The following is a 17,458-nucleotide window of genomic DNA, read 5'->3' on the forward strand; positions in this document are numbered from 1 at the left end:
TGTTTAATTAGGCTGTCATACGCGATGCGAAATCAGCGAGATAGCGATCTGTAATACGTTGCTGCAAAGTGAGATCTTCAAGCGGAGGCACTGGGGTAAAGTCATAATCAAGTAATAAACGACCTGCTTTTAAAGATTCTTTGCTGTTGAATGCTGGATCGAACCAACACTGGCCATCGATGATGTAACCTTGCGTACGTAGATCACGGAATTTGGCATTGATACCTTCAACGATGTCTTTGGCTAGCGATGGATGTAAAGGTTTATCAACCGCCCACATGTGACCTTCAGCCATTGTGTCCGCCAAAATCTGTGCTGTCCGGGTGTAGTTTTCAAATGCGAATAGCGGATCTGCTGAACATGTACGTGAACCCCAAAAACGGAAGCCATCACGCTGAATAAGCGTAGTAATCTCATTGGAGTTGAGATAACCCGCATCGGTATCCATCGATTGCAACTGCCAGAACACATCCTTGGAAATGCCCGTTACCCCATTCACTGGAACGTTTGAAAGGGTTTTATGCCAGCCTGTGTCGTTGTCGATTTTGGCGCGTAGACCAAGAGCACGTGCAGTTGCCTCAAATGTTGTCGTTGATGATGTTTCTGTGTCCCATCCCAAGAAGTCTGGCCAGATGATCATGGTCTCGCGTGAACCAATTGCATCTCGATACGCAGTTGCTTCTTCTTTTGTGTCACATCCATTCGCACTCACGTAGTTAAATGCACGTAACTTTTCAGCGATTCCACCTAAAGCTGCAGTGACTGGTGCGGTATCGAGTCCTGGTGCCCCCAAAATACGTGGTTTGACTTTAAGGTTCTGTTCTGCAGTGAGTAAGGCTTTCATGCCCGTATATTTGCCACTAACTTGCCCACCAATGACTGCTGTAGTTTGTTCTGCCTCAGTGGTTTTTTGCTCGACACGAACCACAACTACGAGTGCATTGGTTTGGTCAATGATGGCCTGAAGGGAACGTGACAAAGTTCCTTTTACCCCTGCTTTTTCAATTGAGCGCTGAATATCTGTAATCAATACTGCAGTATCAAGTGGAAAGACCAACGGATCTGCATCTTCAGCCGTCGCTAAAAGACCGATTACTGCTGTTGAAACTGTCCGAATGGGACGTGTACCGCCATTAATCTCAATGACTCGTACACCACGAAAATATGAATCTGTAGCCATAAAAAAGCCTGTGATCTGTTGTTTTGTTTTCAGATCACAGGCTGTCAAATCACTCTAAACATTTCACTTAGAGAGAGTTGTATATGCGGCTTTTACAACTTGCACATAATTAACACTGTTTGATATAGATGAATCCAGGATCAATTGTAACCGACACATCAGTAGGATTATTTAGATAAACATGAAACTTCCCTTCTTCATAAATATCCCCATATAAGAAACAACCTGATAGTTTCTTTGTATATGAAAATCTTAACAAGTCTCCCATTAACAATCCAGAAATTGCACCATCTGTACGAATTAACATAGATGATTTTGCTGCAATCGTAATAGTCTCAGCTTGGGTCAAGAAAGTCTTTCTAGCTTCAGTTTTTTGTAGCTCAGCTGTCGTTCCAACAAGACCACCAGTTACTACAAAATATTTATAAACCCCACCTGCAGGAGGATTACGAATTGTAATCGTATCCCCAAAATTGACTGCCAATCCAGTAGGGAAGTTTGCTGAAATATATTCTTTTATATGACCATTTTGTCGTGTAGTTACACCACCACTGACTGCTGCTGAAACCTTTCCTGACTTATCAATAAAATTATCAATCTGAATGGGATCATTAACCGGGTTTGCATTATTGACTAGAAAAGTACTCACATAAGCTGGATCATTCTGAATGACTGATCCAACTTTGAATCCATATCCCATAGTATTGTTTGATGATGCAACGCAGTAAGCATTACCATGTTCAGTGATAACAATCTCATCTATTTGAGTGTTAATTGCCATCTCATTTCTGACTGCCGACCTATATGTTGTATTCGATGAGGTGATCCCATATCGCTCACATACAAGACGTTTAATATGAGTATTCTTCGGTAATTTAGTTGAGTTAGTTCCAGTACCGACAATACAAACTGGATTAGTTTTTGAGTCTTTAACAATTAATTCATCAATTACAACGTTATCACTAAGATTCCGTAAATAAAGCGCTGAATAGAAATATTGACTAATGGCTTTTTTTACATACAAAGATCCTAATCCATTACCACCATTAATTAGAATATTTGATGTATTTCCAACTTCTACCTTCCCTTTGCAATCCATAAAATCAATGACTGCAGAGATTTTCGCTAGATAATCATTTGAATTAGGTGGATTAGGAACATTGGTATAATCATCTACGGTTGCATATAACGCACTCTCGATAAGACCAATACCAAGTGCATAAGTTTGTCCAGTGATGTTTCCAACCGTAATATTCTTCATCCCACGAGACTTTTCTTCACTCGAAGCATAAGCAAATGCAAGATCCCCTGGCGTTAAAAAAAGAAGCCCTTTCCCTGAAATTGTTGAATCTAAGATATTGCCACGGATGCTCCCGATATGAATGTCGTATCCAGCTGAGACTAATGCAATACCCGAATAGTCAGTTGTATTACATGTTAAATTCCCAGCAACAATTTCATCAATAATACAGTCGTGAGGATGTGTTGTGGGTTGCCAATTTTCAACATGCTTATATGTTCCATTGTCATTATAATGATGAGTGAAATTCCCCCAGTGCGCCATAAATACGCGACCAATCAATGCACTATCATCACATTCAATACGCTTGCCGCGAACCAGGGAAGCACCGCCAGCCATGACAAAACCATTGCAATTAAAATGACCATTTTTTAATTTAATGGTATCAAAATAAAAACCACGAACTTTAGGTGTTACATTGTTAAAACTATCTAAACGGAGATGGCACTTCTCTCCCCAACCAGCGGTTGGAGTTCCCATGTCTATCGTAAGATGTCCTTGTATAGTCACATTTGACTGAGGTGCTATTCCTGATGCTGTAGCACTATTTGAGGCAGCACCAGTTTGTTTAATCGTTGAATTATTTGATAACCAGACTAAATTCTCTGGTAGTACAAATTCTTCATTTACAGGGTATTCTTTTTCTAATGAAACAAGTTTTAAACCTGATTGTGCAGCATACTTTGCTGCTTTAATGATGTCATCGTTAAAATATGAAGCGTAAATAAACTCTCCGACATTTCGGCACCATCCATTAATAATTACACCTCCATCATTTATGTTTTTTTGATCCTCATAATAAGTAAATATCCCATTACCTACTGAACTTCCAATTTCAAATCCTTTAACAAAAACAGACTTTCCATGTACTTTTTCAATATTGGCTAGATCGTTTATTGTTTCAATATTTTCTAATTGAATTTTTGCAAGATCATTAGCATGATTGATTGCTTCTAGCTTTGCTTCTTCAACGGATTGAATTGTTGCCATTACTACACTGGCGTCAATTTTCAATTCAAAGTTAGCAGTGTTATCAATTTGCAGAACGATACGAATCGTCTTGATTTGGGCTGTGCCTTGGTCCCCTGAAGGCTTATACGTTGGAGGATAGTTGGCATAAGCTACCATCACATCACCCGCCCATAATCCAACTTCACGAATATTAAATCCGCCAACTGCCGATGGAATCACACCGTCAGCATCTAGCCAGTTTGGATTTTCTTTGGATGGAGCAAGTCGATTCAACTGAACACGGTAAACTTCATTAATCAGTTGTGTGTATGTCGCATCTGGTATTGGTAAGTTACCACCGCCATCACCAAAAGACATATGTGTAATACCAAGCTTTGTTCCGTTTTGGATTGACTCTCGTAGGAGTTCTAAACCCAACTCAGTAAATAGCGAGTGATAAAGTGCAGCCATATTTTTATTCTCTATTTAGGATAGATACTGGTTGTTTCATGCTCATAAAAAGCAAAAACGGGATAAATTAAAGAATTGGGGTCATCAACTTTCGGATAGATGGTTACGTCATCACCGCCATAACAGCCACAAGCGACATTTGTTTCACCTTGAACATTTATGACATTGATTTCGATACCTTTAAGTTCACGTGTAAGTGGTTTTGCATCATTTAAAAGTTCAACTAATGTTTTTGAGGTTTTCTCAGTAAGAGCACGTCCATTCGTATCAATTGTGATTTGAAAAGTTCCTGGTACATTCATCGGACTTTCTTGCCACCATTCATGAATCGTCAATGAATAACCAAAACTTTCTACAATTGATCGAAGTGCATAATTAGTTCCTTTATAGGTATGGACTTTCACTGAGTTTTTGATTTGGGCTCTTTTTATTTCTTCAGGCCAATCATCCTGCCAACGATCTACAGAAAACTGCCAAGCCAGAATTGAAAGGAAATCTGCAGGGGCATCATCAATACGAATCAGTCGGGATAAATCAGCATCTAAATCAATATTTTTTGAAGATGTTTCAACCAATTTATTTTCAAAATCAGTAGCATTTGGAGGAAGTAAATTCATTATTCACTTCTCACAGATAGTTTTAAACTTGTGCAGAAAGCAGCTTGAAATGATGAAACAGATACCTCACCAATTGGTTTAAGTAATTCAACTCTTTCAACTCCAGAAACTTTTAAAGCGGAATAAATATCAGAAAAATAAACACCTTTCCCCAATCGTTTGGCTGCTTTCGTAAATGCCAAAATATTCTTCTCTGCTGCCGATAATACAGCCTCCGTTTCAGGGACATTTTTAGTGACTAATACAGCTTCAATTTCATAATTTACAATTTCAGCAGACTGAACTAGTACCCGATCTCCAGTTGGACGCCTCTTTTCCCCGGATACGTAGTTAAAAACAATCGTATTCAACTCTTCGGTTGATGCATTATTTTCAGTATCCCGCTGAAGAATTGTTAATAATGCATGCGCAGGTGATGGAGAACTGCACTTCACATCAGCAACTCGCCCGTCAGCACTTAAAGTGTGATACTCATAAGATGATTCAGGGCCAGCTGTACTCAATGCATCTAGTTTCTTTTGAATACGATATCTAAAGTCTTCATCTTCTTCATAACGAGCTGGTATCGGAGGGACAATTGAATGATCAGCTGGTGTAATAATTAGACGTATTACATCAAAATTTGCCCCCCAAACATCTAGATCCGTTCCTGTTGCAAAGGCAAGAAGTGTAGCAAGAGCTTTCTGATTGATTTTGTTACGTAGAATCATTTCTCGATATGCATTTTCTTGTAGATATTTATGCAAAGGATCGGATTCACGATTCAGCTGAATACGGACAGCAGCTTGTTCATCAACTGGAAATAGCGAAATTAAATATTCTTTTCGCTCAATTAATATCTGTTCATAATCTACTTCATCAACAAAATTAGGTTTAGGTAATAGGTTGAAATCAACACTCATAAACTAGCCCCCATTTTTAACGGAATACGCAAATTCATATTCTGGCCAGAAATTCTTAGGCTTCCTTCTATCTCAAAAACCAACTGACTCTCTTTAATAAGTGGCAAATATATTTGGTTGATCTGAATCCGATCCTCCCAACGAGAAACAGCTGTAAATATCGTGCTATAGCACTTCAGAATTAAACTGTCATTGATTGGCTGATCCAGTAACTCAAACAATAATGAGCCATATTCTCTACGCATTACCCGAGAACCAATTGGTGTAGAAATAATGTCTTGAATCGACTGTTGGATCGATTGAATTTCAGATTTCAAGGATTGACCATTATTTTTATTTATCATGAAGTTGGTACTCCAGATACATCCCCACCACTTTGAACTCCAGTGGTTCGATGAGATTTGAGGCTGATATCGCCAGCTTTGACATCAGCTTCTGTACTAAAGTCACCAGTCGCATGGCTACTGCCTTGCACAAGTTGACTTCCACCAACGGTATTGTTTCCAGTTGTGACGCTGCTTCCGTTTATGAATAGGTTTCCATTGTGTGTAGTACCTCCAGATACTGCATTTATGGTAAGTCCATCATTCGCGTTTACCGTTACGCCTCCATTAGCATTTACTGTGACACCACCGTTCGCTGTAATAGTGGCAGTGCCGTCTTCAGGTAAAATCACTTCTAAAACATGTGTACTGGTGTCATAACTAATCAAGCAACCATCAGAAAAAAGGCGGATATTCTTATTTGGATCAAGAGACAAGGCTGGGTTTTCTTCATTATTTAGGCCAGCAATCGCAATACCTAACTCAAGAACCCCACAAGGACTTAAAACAATTACTTCTTCACCAGGATTAATCGGGTCCCAAGTTTTGTCGTTGCCTGCTCTCAAATTTAAAAAACGAATCTCCGCAGTCGTAATCTCGCCTAAATCGACGGTGACTGTTGGAAAAGGTAGAGACGGTGTAAAGGTCTTGATTTTTCCTAAACGGATAAAATTTTCAAGACGACGATTGATATCAGCATTCATGCTGCAATCGTGTTGCAACCCTTTTGAATTTGCACTGAGTTGGAGTTGTATATCTAAGTTTTACAACTAGTCTGAAATATAAGCCAAAACATCATTTTCGATCATGGCGATTTCTTCAGGAGTAAATCCTAATAATTCACGACTGTTGTATTTGACTGTTGGACCATCACGATCCACTTTATCGCGTAAACCAAATTGATGAACCCGAGCAATAAACGCAACACGGCCAGCAAAGCCAACGGCCACACCTTCAGTTGTTCTTTGGACCTTCATCCACTTAGCATTTTTAATCGCATTGAACATTTTATTTTTAATCTTGTTCTTTTTATCGCGTAACTTATTTTTCCGTGGCACATACTTACTGCCATCGGGATTTTGTTGTTTGGTTATACGTTTCTTTTGAGAACCACGAAGTTTACGGCCTATCGACATTTCAAGCTTTCTTCGCTCTACATCTGAAAGCTTAATCAACATTGCGCCTAAATGATCACTAAGAGCCTGTAACTCCGCCATAATTAATTACCAAAAAAGAAATTTTCAGGATCTGCTGACATCCACTCAGCAAGTACTTCCCCTGTTTTATGATCGACCATTTTAAAGGGTGTCCGCTCAGCTGCAGTTTCGTATTGTGGTTCGCCCGGGAAAGAAATATCTAATTGACCATCGGGCAATCGCTTCACGATCACACGTTCAGTAATTGGGAAATTGAGTGCTAGATCTACCTTACTATTGTCTAAAAGCACGGTTTCAAACTTAAACGCATTTTTGTTCTTATCTAAATTTACCAATAGATCTGATTGGTTTATGCGTACCCAATCTAAAAGAGGAATCATCACGGCATCCAGTTCGCCCGCGTACTCAGTCAATATGATTTCTAATTCATATTCATACTCGAACGAAAGCCCATTAGACATAAGACCTCGGATTTTTCCATTGTCGGTATGAATCAGCAATCGATCTGGATCTCGCTGTAATTCTTTTACAGCATTGAGCATGTGAGTACGCAAGCTTTCTGGTTTTTTCATGCGACTTTAACCTCGCCATAAATTGGCTCAAGGTGATCCCATTCTTTTTGGAATTTAGCTTGATAACCTAATTTTTTATAATTTTTACCGTTATATAGGGTAAAAACCGTATGCCAGTCTTGCTTTTGTAATGCAGCTAAAAGACCAGGCTTCCACTCGATAAAACGTAAGAATGCTTCCATCTGGTGGGTTTCGCTAATTTGTTGCTGGTCAACAAATTCCTGTACCGATGCATAGCCTAAATCCTTCCAGTTTTCACCCATGATCTGGAATTGTCCCCAACTCGTCGACATCAAAGCTGATTCTTTATGAATATTCATGGCCAAAGTTAAACGGGTGTATTCGGCCTCTTTACCTCGATAACCACCTGAAACTGAATTGACCAAATTAGGTACTGCTTTCATTTGATCATTGGCATAAGTTTTACCTTTGGCTTGGGCAAGATAAAAATACATGCGGTGACGTTCATATAGAATTTTTGCTTTGCCATTTTCCAAAAATCCTACGCCTTGACTCTCAACTGCCCCTAATACTCGAATGATCAATTCAGGTACTTTCAAACGGGTTGCAGCATTTTTATAGTCTTTATCAGTCAGATACTTACTAACCGAATTTCCAGATAATGCCTGTCGTGTCTTATCACCAACTTTACCATCGGCCACTAATCCAACTTTGCGCTGAAATTGAATAACTGCAGCTTCAGTACTTGGTCCGAAATGACCATCTACATTAAGTGGCTTTCCGCCAATATTTTTATAACCTAATGCAGCTAACTGCTTTTGAAGAGTTGCAACGGCATCGCCTTTAGAACCAAATTTTAAAATCATGATGTACTCCAGATTACCTTGGCCACATTACCTTTTGCTCGATAAATAATGACTGCTAATAAGATTGAAAAGACGGCATCCCATAAAGTCACGGGGTCTTTAAATAAAAGAATATGTACGCTTTGCCCCATAAATGAAGCGATCAGAATCGTTGCCATACATGAGTAAAGTCTTCTATGGCGTAATCCTGTTGGATCAAAGCAGATGATGCGAAGCCCACAAAAAATATAGGCAATCAAAGCGATAAATTGAAATAGGATTTCCATCATGATGTTCCTCCACCACGAAATTTATTCCAGATGTCAGATAAACTGGTTTGATCCACCCAAACCATAAGTTTTAAAATGATTGGCAATGAAAAAATTGCTGCTGCCATTCCTGCCGTTGCATCATTTGTAATAAATGTTCGGGCAATAACTTCAGGTGAAAGTAAATAGCCAAATCCAGTCGCTAGAATCATCGTAGTTAAACGTTGTAAGGGTCTTAAATCTTTCTTTGTCGTAGCAAATAGTGCAGCTCCAAAGACCGCCCCGAGTAATGCATTACCATTGATAAATGGCAGTAATGAAGCAGCACTGATAGTCAAAGCTGTCATTGTTGTGGTTGTTGCTGGTTCTGCCATATTTTTCTAATCCCATAATTGAATGGTTTGTTTTGTTTGTTGCGGTGTATCAATGTCGGGCAATATCAGTGAAGTACCCAAAGGAAGAATTACACCCAGTTCTGATAAATGAGGATTGGCCACTAAGACCTTTTCCACTACTCCAGAACTTCTTCCGTAGTAACGCCAGCAAATTGAATCAACGGTGTCATTTTGGATAGCTGTTACTGTTTTGCTCATATCAATTCAACCACCGTATGGTTTTCGCCTAGCAACTGCTGAATCGCCCATTGTTTATTTCGACGATATTCATCAATCGTTAGGCCTGAATCTTCGAGATTTTTTAAACCAGCATTTGAACTGTCATAGGATCGATATTTCTCATTTACCTTTGCTGCAACACCATTCGACACTGCTGAGAAGTAGAGATAATCCGTTTCAGGTAAATCATCGACTTCGCCTTCAGACAAATCTGATAATTGAGATGCTTTAGATTTGAGTGCCTTTAATAAACGGTTTACATCGATCACTTCTTCAATGATGTTTTGTTTTAATCTTTCGTTTGTGACTGAGCCATCGATTCGGATTTTTTCCCGAATATCATCCAAAGCAATTTGCGGAAAAAACGGGTCACTCTTGATGATGATCTGACTTGGTGTGATATTGCCATTTGCAACGAATCCCATGAGATCTCCCCTGCTGTAATTATTAGTGCACGGGTGGGAACGATTGTTTAATGAGTATCACAATGTAATGACATCGCAATCGTTCGCCCATGCGGTGCGAGGGCACTTGGTTAGGTCGTTTTAAATGCCAAGTTACTTTGGTCATCCACGACTTGCGAACCATTGGTGTTTAGCAATGGTTCACCTTGTTCTGTTGGTTGAGTTTCTACATCTGAAGCTTTTTCAGTGGCTTTAGGTACTGGAAATTTCTTCAGTAAAGTCGTCAACGATTTCAAGTCTTGCTTGCCATTGCAACGATCATCCAACTCAATCGCACGTTCTAAACGCTCTTTTGCATGAATGGCATGCTGCCAAACCCATTCAGGTAGTTGTTCATCAATCTCGCCTGAATTAGAGGTAACTGCTGCATTGATTTCCTTAATTTCACCTTTGGCCAAAGCGACTAGCAGTTTTGCTCGTACTTGGTCTGGCATATCTAGTGATTCTTTTGGAATATCTTCACTCTCGAGCAAAGTTTCTAATGCCCAAAGAATTGGTAAATCAATCTCGGCATTGGTTTTCAATTTTTTCAAATAAGCATTGGAAATTTCTTCGATCACCAATGTTGCAGTTTTTCGTTCAAAGCGATCTGGCATGATCATGCTATGACGTAAAGCAAACTCGGCCATTTCAACTGCTTTTTCATAAAAGCCAGTATCGATACACCAAACTAAAACAGTCATGAAAACATTGTCTTGAACTGGTTTATTAGCTTCAATAATGCCCTCAACATATGGCAAGTAAGTTGGAACTAGTGCCTGTTTTAGTTGAATTTTGGCTTCAATCGATTGGATGTTCTTCAAGCGATGAATATCATTATTCAACTGTGAGAGTTGCAGCTCATAGAATGTCTGCTCTTGCATAGTGCCAAACTCAGCAGCCGATTCGGCTGCTGCTTTGGCACTATGTTTTTGGAAATGATTGCGTGCTAAGGTCATGGTTTACACCAGTTCAATATTTTCAGCCATTGCAGCAAGACCTAAATCTTCAATGTAGTAATCTTCGTTTGAAGATTCATAATTTTCGATTTGATCACGCTTGGCATTATCGATCACGGTACGACGACGAGAGCCCTCTTGAACATAAATTGAAAGGTTATCAAAAGTCGTCACAAGAATTGCATTTTCAGGGAAGAACGGCACTGCATAGACTGGTAAATTACCCATGCGCTTTTGGCTGATAATAATATCAGCAGCCAATTTTTCGCTGTTTTCTTGTTCTTTATTCACAAGCGGGAAGTATTTATCTGCAACGGTTTTACGGTTACAAAGTACCACTAGGTCTGGATTATCCTGGTGCACTTCATCAATCATTTCATTGACAAGATCCATTACTAAAGCATCGACGTTGTGATAGTCACCAGTAGCACCGATTTTGATTTTTCCAACCGTTGCACCTGAAGACATAACGCGGGCAGCGTTTTCTTCACGCATTTTTTGCAACCAGCCTTTGTTTACATCCTGAAGCTTAGGATTGGCCACAATATCAGTCGTTGCTGCAATTGAAGTACCATTGAAACCGATCATGATACGATCCAACGCCTGGCGTTTATGAATCTGGCCACTGAAGCGGGCATAGAAATCTTTAAATTTTGCCCATTGATCTAACTTTTGATACTTAATCGCGGTATCAAAGTCAGTTTTACGGCACATATAAAAACGTTCATCCATAGACGTTGGGTCTTTGGCTTGACGATCTGTAGTATCAGTATTGGTTCGAGAAGCGATTGGACGTGAAATTCCAAGACCTACAGCCGAGCCCGATTGCTCCAACACCAAATGGATATTAATTTTTTGCAGAAATGCTGAAGACAACTGGATCTTGTCTTCTAGTTTTTGCTGAATGGTCGGGGCTACAGTAAATTTTTGTGTAACCTTTGGAATGCCATTCAACTTGGCTAGTTGCTGCATCGCAGCATTGAATTTTAAACGTGTCTCGATACGCATTGAATGTACTCTTTATATTTTTATCGTGGGATTAACAATCGACAACTTCGGTGAATTGGGAGTTACCCGAGGTTGGGCGTGGTTCAGAATCAGGTTCACCATTTAACTTTTGCTTCAGATCGTTAAATTCATTTTGAAGCTGCTCATGTGCAGTATTTAAAGTGCTGAAATCATTCTCTAATTTTGAAACCGCTTTGCCCTGCTCTGCGGTTTCAGTGGCAATTTCGATAATCGCGTTTTCTTGTTCAGAGAATGATTCCGCTGACCTTTGCTCGTTTTTTTCTTGTTTAGAAAATAGTTTTTTTACTTTGTCGAGTAAGCCAGCGGAATAGGATTGAGGCTCTTTGACCTCTTCGAATTCGATTTGAGTTTCGACGGCTGCGGTGAATAAATTTTCAGGACGCTGTTTACGTTCATTGAGTGGATTTACCTTAGCCCCTGCAGCAAACGCTAACATTTCGGTACCAAGTGATGCTGGCGAGTCGGTTACCGCCAAACCAATCAAATACGCCTTTCCTGTTTTTGCAAAGTTTTCATCCACTTCAATAGATGTATAGACTTTTTGCTTTTGCTGGTTCAGAGAAATTAGGTTATCGGTTGGTTCGATTTGGGCGAACAACGCATCTTTTTCTTCACCATTAATAGTTACTTTTTCAGTTTTTAAGGCCAGTACATCGCCATAAGCACCAAAAGTCCCACCAGGATAAACACTTCGTAAATGCTCAATGTTGATACGAGCACCGTAAGTATTTGGATTGTAGCTTTGAGCCATTTGAATGATCCAATCAGATTGGATTTCACGGCCGTCGGTGGTGTCCCCTGCTACAGCAATACGAAACCACTTCGATTTGTATTTCTTTTCTTCTTTGCTCATTTGCAAACCTATCAATGAAATTATGGAAAAATTCACGTTTTCGAATAGGTGCAGAATGGGCAATCAGGCATATCTGCTGCAAACACTTGAAGTTGTAAAAGTCCGATATACAACTGGTACAGACTGAATAGTAGTTAATAAATTGCGAATGTTTGCGGATGAATAATCCAACAAACATTTTTAAATGAATGATCTATCCCCCATTGCCAATTTACATCTGATTATGGACAACAAGCTGAAGGCGAAATTCCTTTATTGGCTTGGCTGGAAAATTGTCGATATTGCAGAGGTACTCAACGAGAATGAACGAACTGTTCAGGCTTGGAAAACACGCGAAGATTGGGAAAAGGAAAAACCAGAAAACAGAGTAGAAAATGCATTAACTGTGCGTTTAATGACTTTGATTTTAAAAAATAAAAAAACATCTGGTGATATCAAAGAAATCGATATGTTAATGCGAGCATATAAAGAATTTGCCCGTGTTGAAAAGTATCGAAATGGCGGATCTGAAGCAGATTTAAATCCCAATATTCGTAAACGTCATACAGATCGTAAAAGCATTCCCAATCACTTCTCAGAAGAACAAGTCGAAGAACTCGTCCTTGCCTTTGAGGAAAAACTTTATGAGTACCAGTGGACATGGTACCGAGCAATGGATCAGCGTTCACGCATGATTTTAAAAAGTCGCCAAATTGGTGCGACCTTTTATTTTGCTCATGAAGCCTTAGTCGATGCCGTAAGAACAGGCCGAAATCAGATTTTTCTATCTGCCTCAAAGGCACAGGCACATATTTTCAAACATTACATTAAGGCTTTTGCAGCAGATGTTTGTGGTGTTGAACTTACTGGCGATCCGATCATTTTATCTAATGGTGCCGAGCTTAGATTCTTAGGAACTAACTACAGAACGGCTCAGGGTCCACATGGAAATTTATATTTCGATGAAATTTTTTGGACATATGGTTTTGATGAACTTGAAAAAGTTGCTTCAGGTATGGCCACACACGACAAGTGGCGTAAAACCTACTTTTCAACGCCCTCATCGATTACACACGAAGCTTATAAATTCTGGACTGGTACCCGCTTCAACAAAGGAAAACCAAAGGATCAGCAATTCAAAATCGATCTATCACATAAAGCATTAAAACACGGTCGTGTATGCGAGGACATGATGTGGCGTCAAATCGTCACAGTAGAAGATGCCAAGGAAGGTGGTTGTGACTTATTCAATATTGAGCGACTGAAATTTGAATATTCACCTGAAGACTTTGCAAACCTATTTATGTGTGAGTTTGTGGATGATGGCCAGTCCATGTTCCCACTAAGTATGCTGCAGATCTGCATGGTTGATACGCTTGAAATCTGGAATGATTTCAAAGTTTGGCATAACAGGCCATTCGCAAATAAACCTGTTTGGATTGGTTACGATCCTGCTTTGACTGGTGACAATGCTGGTCTCGTTGTTGTTGCTCCTCCAGCTGTAGCTGGCGGAAAGTTTCGAGTACTTGAACGGCACCAATTTAAAGGCGATGACTTTTCAGAACAAGCCGAACATATTCGAGCCATCACATTACGATACAACGTTACTTACATCGGTATCGATACCACTGGCATGGGTTATGGAGTTGCTGAATTAGTCCGCGCATTCTTCCCTGCCCTCACTACTTTCAATTATTCGCCTGAAGTGAAATCCCAACTTGTCTACAAGACACTGGATGTCATCCGTAATGGCCGACTCGAATTTGATGCTGGCGACAAGGATCTCGCTCAATCATTAATGAGCATTAAAAAGACTTTAACTTCAAGTCAAAAACAAATCACTTTCTCGGCCGGGCGATCTGAAGAGATCGGTCATGCGGACCTCGCATGGGCACTCATGCACGCCATCTATAACGAGCCTTTAGCAGGAATTACAGAAACAAATACATCTATGTTGGAGATTTATTCATGAACCCTTTTTCTATAGCAAAAGGTTTAGTAACCACCGCGCTCAATCACTTACCGCAAAGCATTCAATCGTCGGGTGCAAAGCAACAAGTCGAAGCATTTTCATTCGGTGATGCAGTACCAATTATGGACGGTAATGATTTATCAAATTATATGGAATGTTGGTTTAATGGCCGTTGGTATGAACCACAAGTCAGTTTGGTGGGTTTATCGAAGAGTTGGAAATCTACTCCATATCTGAGCAGCGGGATTTGTCTAAAAAGAAACTTTTTAGCGAAACTATTCATACCTCATCCACGTTTAAGCCAAATGTCTTTTGAGCAATTGGCATTGGACTATGTATGGTGCGGAAATGCATACATGGAAGATGTAAAATCACGACTCAAAAATACGATTGAATATAAACCAGCTTTGGCAAAATACACACGGGCTGGCGGAGAACATGGCCAGTACTTCTATTTAAATCATGGCAAAAAGGGGTATGAAGAATATGAATTCCCTGCAGATCGAATTTTACAAGTCCGTGAAACAGACATCGATCAAGAAATCTATGGTACACCAGAATATATATCTGCTTTGCAGAGTGCTTGGTTAAATGAGTCTGCAACTCTGTTTCGACGCAAATATTACAACAATGGTTCACATGCTGGTTTCATTTTATATGTTAATGATCCAGCTTCAGATCCGAATGATATTACAGCACTCAGGCAAGCACTAAAAGAAAGTAAAGGACCAGGCAACTTCCGTAATCTTTTTTATTACAGCCCTAATGGTAAAAAGGATGGTATCCAAGTCATTCCAACATCTGAGATTGCTGCAAAGGATGACTTCACCAATATCAAATCCATTACCCGTGAGGATGTTTTAGCTTCACTTAGAATTCCACCACAGTTAATGGGCATCGTCCCAAGTAATGCTGGTGGCTTTGGTGACATTAAATCTGCAACAGATGCTTTTTATCATAATGAGATTGAACCCTTAAAAACACGAATGCTCAGATTCAATGAGTTGGCTGGCGATGAAATCATTAGATTTAAAGATTATGAGCCAACAAAAAGTAATTAAAAAAAAGCCCTCATATTTGAGGGCTTTTTTTTATGGTCTAAATCGTTCAAGTATTATTTCTAATTCATGATTAACCTTTTCTATATCACCTGTTAAATAAGAATGATCTAACTCGGCTGATTTAATAAGCATTAACCACTCATTCAACTCAACAAGTTTTAGCTGTGCTTTCATTAACTCTTCATTCACTACAATTTCCTCTAAAAACAATAACTTAACTAACTTTATAAGAAGTATTTTCGCTTCCTTTCACAGTTTAATCAAGTAAATCATTGTTTTTTATGCAGAAATATTTTAATGATAATAGTTATCATCTATACCATCCCTTGGCCTAGGACGGCCCCGCGCAGTTGCCCACCCCACCTGCGGTTTACAAATAGGGCTGATTTACTGCATGGTGGGTGATAGCATAAAGGGCTTTGTAAGCTTATTGGTATTAAGGTGTTCTAAGGCTTAGGCTAATTTTTGATACTGCATTTCACTGCAAAAGTACACTTTATCTTTCGTGATGCTTTTACTTGAATTATTCCCCAAAAGCTTCTTCTAAAATTGTTCTGACAGTTTCATACGTTTCATCATTTTTGATTCTTTTAATGTATGCTTCTGCAACATAACCTTCTAATTCAATGTTGTCCTTCGTAAAGGAAACCTTGACCCAATCCCCTACTTTTTCTTTATAAATTTTTAATGCTGTATTTCTTGGGATGACAATAATACTTTCGCTCTTGAAGTGAGGTGCCTCTCTTAAATTAATTCGAGAAATTGTTACTCCGCTCCCTTCAATATTTTGAATATACTCAATATATGCTTCACTGGCATTATTCCATTCAGGTGTATGTATGGCATAAAAATTAGCGAATAATGAAACAAGGCATACTAAAACAGTATAAATTTGTTGGGCATTTTTTGATAAAAAATTTAACTCAGAAAAATCAAAAACACTATCTAATTCCGTTGTAAGCATTGTTTCTAAAATTATTTTTTTATCTTCTTCAATTACAGCCTCTGAGCTTAACTGTTCGTACTTTTCCTGAAACTCTTTATTCTCTGCTACCTCAACAATACGTTTTGCATAGCGAACTAATGCGTTCCGTACTTCAGGCTTGTTTAACACTTCATTATATTTAATAGCTACTTCCTGAGCTACCTTAAAAGCATTCTGAACTTCTGGATTGCTTAAAAATTTGATTAAGCCGGATTGAAATTGAGAAGCTATCTTTGACGCTGCTTGAATATTCCTTTGCCATTCTGGATTCATAGTTAATTTATTTATCTCATTCGTTGGGATCATTTCTAACTCCTTATAAAAAATTCAAATTTATGCAAGTAAACATCTCATTCTGCCCGATTTCTAGTATTTATTTCATAAAACGCAGTTTTTAGCTGATAAAAGAAATTCAGCACAAATTTATGTTCTCTATAGAGTCTCGTGACTTTTAGAAGTAATAAAGTAACAAGATGGATTAACTAATTGTTTTATATAATTTAAATACCTTACAAAAAAAGGTAAATATTTGTAATAACAAAAGTAATATTTCATAAGCATTTGTTTTTAAAGCATAAATAAAATCTGTGAAATGACCTTTTTTAACAGTAAGTAATTACTTAAAAATTTCTTATAAATTACATTGAGTGTATATCGTATTTTATTGAAAATTATAGGTTATTGAATAGATATTACTTTATTACTTCTAAAATTGACTAACATCAAAATTCTAATAGGATTATCAATTTCACCCTTTTTTCTGATATTTGAGTATTTATCAATCATTTTTTTGGGAATGAAATGGGAATATGGGAATGCTTTTATTGGCTATACTGATCAAATAAAAGATTCGAAAATACCATGTGGTATTTATTACAGTAAGGAGGGAATATTTAAATAAATCATTGATATTCAATGAAATGGTCGGAGCAGTAGGATTCGAACCTACGACCCCCTGGTCCCAAACCAGGTGCACTACCAGGCTGTGCTATGCTCCGAAATTGGGGTGAATGAC

At 38.7% G+C, this 17,458-nt stretch carries 20 protein-coding genes and 1 tRNA gene; 2 read left to right on the forward strand and 19 right to left on the reverse strand.

The genetic code is table 11. The features are described 5' to 3' along the window. Window positions 1-7: 7 nt before the first annotated feature. The 16 genes from F957_RS06995 to F957_RS06920 all read right to left on the reverse strand — a co-directional run bounded on the left by F957_RS06995 (window position 8) and on the right by F957_RS06920 (window position 12,446). Window positions 8-1,180 carry a phage tail sheath protein gene (locus F957_RS06995; protein ID WP_016660462.1) on the reverse strand — a complete coding sequence of 391 codons (1,173 nt, stop codon included), beginning with the start codon at window positions 1,178-1,180 and terminating at the stop codon, window positions 8-10. Window positions 1,181-1,289: 109 nt separating this feature from the next. Next, on the reverse strand, window positions 1,290-3,902 hold the full coding sequence (locus F957_RS06990; RefSeq protein ID WP_016541580.1) for a phage tail protein: 2,613 nt from the start codon (window positions 3,900-3,902) through the stop codon (window positions 1,290-1,292). An 11-nt stretch (window positions 3,903-3,913) separates the two neighbouring features. Next, on the reverse strand, window positions 3,914-4,519 hold the full coding sequence (locus F957_RS06985; RefSeq protein ID WP_016541579.1) for a phage tail protein I: 606 nt from the start codon (window positions 4,517-4,519) through the stop codon (window positions 3,914-3,916). Continuing rightward, window positions 4,519-5,421, reverse strand: coding sequence for a baseplate J/gp47 family protein (locus F957_RS06980; RefSeq protein ID WP_016541578.1), 903 nt, complete (start codon window positions 5,419-5,421; stop codon window positions 4,519-4,521). Before F957_RS06980 ends, F957_RS06985 begins: the two co-directional genes overlap by 1 nt. Then, window positions 5,418-5,765, reverse strand: coding sequence for a GPW/gp25 family protein (locus F957_RS06975; protein ID WP_016541577.1), 348 nt, complete (start codon window positions 5,763-5,765; stop codon window positions 5,418-5,420). The genes F957_RS06980 and F957_RS06975 overlap by 4 nt, the downstream gene beginning before the upstream one ends. Next, a complete protein-coding gene (locus tag F957_RS06970) occupies window positions 5,762-6,448 on the reverse strand; it encodes a phage baseplate assembly protein V (RefSeq protein WP_016541576.1) in 687 nt (228 codons plus the stop codon). Before F957_RS06970 ends, F957_RS06975 begins: the two co-directional genes overlap by 4 nt. Before the next feature lie 66 nt (window positions 6,449-6,514). Then, window positions 6,515-6,961 carry a phage virion morphogenesis protein gene (locus F957_RS06965; protein ID WP_016541575.1) on the reverse strand — a complete coding sequence of 149 codons (447 nt, stop codon included), beginning with the start codon at window positions 6,959-6,961 and terminating at the stop codon, window positions 6,515-6,517. Window positions 6,962-6,963: 2 nt separating this feature from the next. Next, the gene (locus tag F957_RS06960) at window positions 6,964-7,473 is read right to left on the reverse strand and encodes a phage tail protein (RefSeq protein ID WP_016541574.1); all 510 of its coding nucleotides are present in this window, start codon (window positions 7,471-7,473) and stop codon (window positions 6,964-6,966) included. Then, a complete protein-coding gene (locus tag F957_RS06955) occupies window positions 7,470-8,300 on the reverse strand; it encodes an N-acetylmuramidase domain-containing protein (protein ID WP_016541573.1) in 831 nt (276 codons plus the stop codon). The genes F957_RS06960 and F957_RS06955 overlap by 4 nt, the downstream gene beginning before the upstream one ends. Further along, window positions 8,297-8,569, reverse strand: a complete 273-nt coding sequence (locus F957_RS06950) for a phage holin family protein (protein WP_004804613.1) — start codon at window positions 8,567-8,569, stop codon at window positions 8,297-8,299. Before F957_RS06950 ends, F957_RS06955 begins: the two co-directional genes overlap by 4 nt. Next, the gene (locus F957_RS06945; RefSeq protein WP_004804610.1) at window positions 8,566-8,922 is read right to left on the reverse strand and encodes a putative holin; all 357 of its coding nucleotides are present in this window, start codon (window positions 8,920-8,922) and stop codon (window positions 8,566-8,568) included. The genes F957_RS06950 and F957_RS06945 overlap by 4 nt, the downstream gene beginning before the upstream one ends. Window positions 8,923-8,928: 6 nt before the next feature. Continuing rightward, window positions 8,929-9,141: a tail protein X gene (locus tag F957_RS06940; protein WP_016660463.1), complete on the reverse strand. Its 213-nt coding sequence runs from the start codon at window positions 9,139-9,141 to the stop codon at window positions 8,929-8,931. Further along, complete coding sequence (locus F957_RS06935) at window positions 9,138-9,587, reverse strand: head completion/stabilization protein (RefSeq protein ID WP_016541570.1); 450 nt, start codon at window positions 9,585-9,587, stop codon at window positions 9,138-9,140. Before F957_RS06935 ends, F957_RS06940 begins: the two co-directional genes overlap by 4 nt. 110 nt (window positions 9,588-9,697) lie before the next feature. Then, window positions 9,698-10,564: a phage terminase small subunit gene (gene gpM / locus F957_RS06930; RefSeq protein ID WP_016541569.1), complete on the reverse strand. Its 867-nt coding sequence runs from the start codon at window positions 10,562-10,564 to the stop codon at window positions 9,698-9,700. 3 nt (window positions 10,565-10,567) lie between these two features. After that, window positions 10,568-11,572 (reverse strand): phage major capsid protein, P2 family, encoded by a 1,005-nt coding sequence (locus F957_RS06925; protein ID WP_016541568.1) that lies wholly within the window; start codon window positions 11,570-11,572, stop codon window positions 10,568-10,570. A gap of 31 nt (window positions 11,573-11,603) precedes the next feature. Beyond that, window positions 11,604-12,446, reverse strand: a complete 843-nt coding sequence (locus F957_RS06920) for a GPO family capsid scaffolding protein (RefSeq protein ID WP_016541567.1) — start codon at window positions 12,444-12,446, stop codon at window positions 11,604-11,606. Between the two features lie 184 nt (window positions 12,447-12,630). Between F957_RS06920 and F957_RS06915 the strand changes: the two genes are divergently transcribed. Further along, a complete protein-coding gene (locus F957_RS06915) occupies window positions 12,631-14,397 on the forward strand; it encodes a terminase large subunit domain-containing protein (protein WP_016541566.1) in 1,767 nt (588 codons plus the stop codon). Further along, a complete protein-coding gene (locus F957_RS06910) occupies window positions 14,394-15,458 on the forward strand; it encodes a phage portal protein (RefSeq protein ID WP_016541565.1) in 1,065 nt (354 codons plus the stop codon). The genes F957_RS06915 and F957_RS06910 overlap by 4 nt, the downstream gene beginning before the upstream one ends. A 30-nt stretch (window positions 15,459-15,488) precedes the next feature. Here the strand turns inward: F957_RS06910 and F957_RS21655 are convergent, their stop codons facing one another. The 3 genes from F957_RS21655 to F957_RS06895 all read right to left on the reverse strand — a co-directional run bounded on the left by F957_RS21655 (window position 15,489) and on the right by F957_RS06895 (window position 17,441). Then, window positions 15,489-15,647, reverse strand: coding sequence for a hypothetical protein (locus F957_RS21655; RefSeq protein ID WP_016541564.1), 159 nt, complete (start codon window positions 15,645-15,647; stop codon window positions 15,489-15,491). A gap of 334 nt (window positions 15,648-15,981) precedes the next feature. Further along, window positions 15,982-16,749, reverse strand: a complete 768-nt coding sequence (locus F957_RS06900) for an SH3 domain-containing protein (RefSeq protein WP_016541563.1) — start codon at window positions 16,747-16,749, stop codon at window positions 15,982-15,984. 615 nt (window positions 16,750-17,364) lie between these two features. After that, window positions 17,365-17,441: transfer RNA gene (locus F957_RS06895), tRNA-Pro, on the reverse strand. Window positions 17,442-17,458: the final 17 nt, after the last annotated feature.

Origin of the sequence: Acinetobacter gyllenbergii CIP 110306 = MTCC 11365, from assembly GCF_000413855.1 — a bacterium.
Lineage (GTDB): Bacteria > Pseudomonadota > Gammaproteobacteria > Pseudomonadales > Moraxellaceae > Acinetobacter > Acinetobacter gyllenbergii.